This is a genomic window from Micromonospora sp. NPDC049799 (assembly GCF_040656655.1).
Classification (GTDB): domain Bacteria; phylum Actinomycetota; class Actinomycetes; order Mycobacteriales; family Micromonosporaceae; genus Micromonospora.
In genome coordinates, this window is record NZ_JBFAMU010000444.1 from 1 (window position 1) to 4,083 (window position 4,083).

At 71.0% G+C, this 4,083-nt stretch carries 3 protein-coding genes; 1 reads left to right on the forward strand and 2 read right to left on the reverse strand.

Translation table 11 applies throughout. The features are described 5' to 3' along the window. The first annotated feature begins 369 nt into the window (after positions 1 to 369). Complete coding sequence (locus AB0I76_RS24110) at positions 370 to 2,103, forward strand: DEAD/DEAH box helicase (RefSeq protein ID WP_357039561.1); 1,734 nt, start codon at positions 370 to 372, stop codon at positions 2,101 to 2,103. Positions 2,104 to 2,350: 247 nt separating this feature from the next. On the opposite strand, the gene AB0I76_RS24115 is transcribed toward AB0I76_RS24110, so the two are convergent. Together AB0I76_RS24115 and AB0I76_RS24120 are read right to left on the reverse strand one after the other, a co-directional pair. Then, a complete protein-coding gene (locus AB0I76_RS24115; protein WP_089153815.1) occupies positions 2,351 to 2,584 on the reverse strand; it encodes a hypothetical protein in 234 nt (77 codons plus the stop codon). 246 nt (positions 2,585 to 2,830) lie between these two features. Beyond that, a partial coding sequence (locus AB0I76_RS24120; RefSeq protein ID WP_357039564.1) for an RNA polymerase sigma factor occupies positions 2,831 to 4,083 on the reverse strand: 1,253 nt, incomplete at its 5' end.

Sequence of the window (4,083 nt, forward strand, 5' to 3'; positions counted from 1 at the left end):
GCGACACGGTCCACGTCGACCTGGCCGACTCCAAGGACGCCCTGCTGGTCCGCCCCCCCCCCCCCCGACCCCAAACCCCGCCCCCACCCCCGCCCCGCCCCGCCCCGCCGGGATCTTGCAGTTTGGGTCGGGGCGAGAGCCGCGATGCGGGCTGTTTCGGCGACCGAAAGTGCAAGATCGCGGGCGTGGGGAGGGCGTGCGGGCCGGGGCCCGATGTGACCAGCGTGGCGTCGAGTGGGTTGTGGGAGCTCCGCTGGTTATGCTGAGTCGGCCTTCGCGGCATCTACTGCGCGGAGGCGTTTTCATGGGCGGCGGCACCGTGGCCCTCGGCCGGGGTCCGCTCGTCAAGCGGTCGGAGAGGAGCTTCGCGTGGCGGCCCGCATGCCGGCGATCGAGACGTTCCCCGCCCTACGTGCGTGGCAGCGCAAGGCGCTCGTGGAGTACCTCCGTCGCCGTGACCCCGACTTCACCGCGGTCGCCACCCCCGGTGCCGGTAAGACGACCTTCGCCCTGCGGATCGCCGCCGAGCTGCTGGCGGACGGCACCGTCGAGGCGGTCACCGTGGTCGCCCCCACCGAGCACCTGAAGACCCAGTGGGCGCAGTCGGCCGCCCGGGTCGGCATCCAGCTCGACGCCGCGTTCCGCAACGCCGACCTGCACTCCTCGGCCGACTTCCACGGCGCCGTCGTCACGTACGCCCAGGTGGGCATGGCCCCGCAGGTGCACCGGCGGCGCACCCTCACCCGCCGGACCCTGGTCATCCTCGACGAGATCCACCATGCCGGCGACTCCCGTTCCTGGGGCGACGGGGTGAAGGCCGCCTTCGATGGCGCCGAGCGGCGCCTGATGCTCACCGGTACGCCGTTCCGCTCCGACGACAACCCCATCCCGTTCGTCACCTACGAGCGGGGCGGCGACGGACTGCTGCGCTCCCACGCCGACTCCGTGTACGGGTACTCCGACGCCCTCCGCGACAACGTCGTCCGGCCGGTGCTGTTCCTCGCGTACTCGGGGGAGACCCGGTGGCGCACCAACGCCGGTGAGGAGTTGGCGGCGCGGCTGGGCGAACCGATGACCCAGGACCTCGTGGCGCAGGCGTGGCGCACCGCGCTGGACCCGGCCGGCGACTGGATGCCGCAGGTGCTGCGCGCGGCCGACGCGCGGCTCACCGTGCTGCGCAACGCCGGCATGCCGGACGCCGGTGGGCTGGTGATCGCCAGCGACCAGCAGACCGCCCGTTCGTACGCCAAGCTCATCGAGCAGGTGACCGGGGAGCGGGCCGCCGTGGTGCTCTCCGACGACGTGGGTGCCTCCGCGCGGATCGCGACGTTCGCGGAGTCCGACCAGCGCTGGATGGTCGCGGTCCGGATGGTGTCCGAGGGCGTCGACATCCCCCGCCTGGCCGTGGGGGTGTACGCGACCAGCGCCAGCACCCCGCTCTACTTCGCCCAGGCGATCGGCCGGTTCGTCCGGGCCCGGCGCCCCGGTGAGACTGCCTCGGTCTTCCTGCCCAGCGTGCCCCACCTGCTGGGGCTGGCCAGCGAGATGGAGGCCGAGCGCGACCACGTGCTGGGCAAGCCGAAGGACCGCGAGGGCTTCGACGACGACCTGCTGGAACGGGCCCAGCGTGACGACCAGGCCAGCGGCGAACTGGAGAAGCGCTTCGCGGCCCTCTCCGCCACCGCCGAGCTGGACCAGGTCATCTTCGACGGCGCCTCGTTCGGCACGGCGGCCCAGGCCGGCACGCCCGAGGAGGAGGAGTACCTCGGCCTGCCCGGCCTCCTGACCGCCGACCAGGTCTCGCTCCTGCTCACCAAGCGACAGGCCGAGCAGTTGGCCGCCCAACGTCGTCGTGCCGTCTCCAGGGCCGCTGAGCCGGCCGCTGCGGCCCCCGTCGCGCCTCCGGCACCGATGAGTGCCGCCCAGCGTCGGGTGGCGCTACGTCGCCAGCTGAACGCCCTGGTGGCCGCCCGACACCACCGTACGGGCCAGCCGCACGGCAAGATCCACGCCGAGCTGCGCCGGATCTGTGGCGGCCCGCCGAGCGCCCAGGCGACCATCGAGCAGCTTGAAGAGCGCATCGCCACCGTCCAGACGCTCTGACCCCGCCGGGGCCCCTGTCCCCGAGGCCCGTCCGGCTCAAGATCGTGCTCGATCCGTGAAGTAGTGGCCTTCTTGGCACCCGGATACCACTACATCCAGGATCGAGCACGATCTTGGCGTGGGGCGTGGGGCGTGGGGCGTGGGGCGTGGGGCGTGGGGCGTGGGGCGTGGGGCGTGGGGCGTGCGAAAAAGCCGACCGGAGGCGCCCTTTCGGGTGCCTCCGGTCGGCTATGTCGGGGTTACTGGGTCAGTTCGCCATCAGATCGGCGCCACGCCAGCTGAACTCCGGGTCGGACGCGTAGCGCACGGTGATCTTCACGAGATCCTCCGCGTACTTGTTCGCGTGGTGTCCACAGAACACCAGCTCACTCCCACCCGAGAGGGTGATCCGGAGCTTGCCGGCGGCGTTGCAGCGGTCGCACCGTTCATCGGCGGCCGGGGGGCTCACCGTCTCGGGCGGCGGCGTGAGGGTCGGGGTCATCGCCTTCCTCCTCTGGTCGTCACCGATGAACACTCTCTTCGGTCGTTGCTCACCTATCGTGCAACACCCACGTCGGGCGCTGCCTTCCCTGTGTGCCCGCGGGGGACCGAGGTCACACATGGCTCCGGACAGTGTGCCGTGCACCAAGGGTGCCACGTCAACGATCACAATCGTGCATCCATGTGATCGCCATCAGACGTTGCACACCAAGTGTCCAAAACGACACGCTCAGTTGACGCTCGGGGCTCAGTCCAGGTAGTCCCGGAGAACCTGCGACCGCGACGGGTGGCGCAGCTTGGACATCGTCTTGGACTCGATCTGGCGGATGCGCTCCCGGGTCACCCCGTACACCTGGCCGATCTCGTCCAGCGTCCGGGGCTGACCGTCGGTCAGGCCGAAGCGCAGGCGCACCACGCCCGCCTCCCGCTCGGAGAGCGTCTGCAGCACCTGCTGGAGCTGGTCCTGCAGGAGCGAGAAGGACACCGCGTCGACGGCGACGACGGCCTCCGAGTCCTCGATGAAGTCACCGAGCTGGCTGTCGCCCTCGTCGCCGATGGTCTGGTCGAGCGAGATGGGCTCCCGAGCGTACTGCTGGATCTCCAGCACCTTCTCGGGTGTGATGTCCATCTCCTTGGCCAGCTCCTCCGGGGTGGGCTCACGGCCCAGGTCCTGGAGCAGCTCACGCTGGATCCGGCCGAGCTTGTTGATCACCTCGACCATGTGCACCGGGATGCGGATGGTGCGGGCCTGGTCGGCCATGGCGCGGGTGATGGCCTGGCGGATCCACCAGGTGGCGTACGTGGAGAACTTGTAGCCCTTGGTGTAGTCGAACTTCTCGACGGCGCGGATGAGGCCGAGGTTGCCCTCCTGGATCAGGTCCAGGAACGCCATGCCACGGCCCGTGTAGCGCTTGGCCAGCGACACGACGAGCCGCAGGTTGGCCTCCAGCAGGTGGTTCTTGGCGCGCTCGCCGTCCCGGGAGATCCACCCGAGGTCGCGGACCATCTCGCGGCTGAGCTTCTCCTCGCCCTCCTCGGAGGCGCGCAGCCGCTCGGCGGCGTACAGGCCGGCCTCGATCCGCTTCGCGAGCTCGACCTCCTGCTCGGCGTTGAGCAGCGGAACCTTGCCGATCTGCTTCAGGTACGCCCGGACGGAGTCGGCGGACGCGGTCAGCTCAGCGTCCCGCCGGGCCTGCTTGAGGGCCTCGGACTCCTCGTCGTCCCACTCGAAGTCGTTGTCCGTGGCCGAGCTGGCCGCGTCGGCCTCGGCGGCCCGGGTCAGCTCCGCGGGCTCCTCGACCACGACGTCCTCGATCTCGGCGGCCAACTGCTCCGGATCGATGTCGCCCTCGGCACCCTCGGCGCCCTCGGCCTTGCCGGCGGCCTTGGTCGCCTTCGCGGTACCGGCGGCGGCGACCGTGGCCTTGGTGGCCCGGGTCGCCTTCTTGGCCGGCGCGCCGGCCTTGTCGGCCACCTCGGCGGTGGTGCCCGCGGCCTTGC

Coding starts and splice junctions, on each gene's coding strand:
- AB0I76_RS24115 (WP_089153815.1), bottom strand. CDS start 2,584: ATGACCCCGACCCTCACGCCGCCGCCCGAGACGGTGAGCCCCCCGGCC.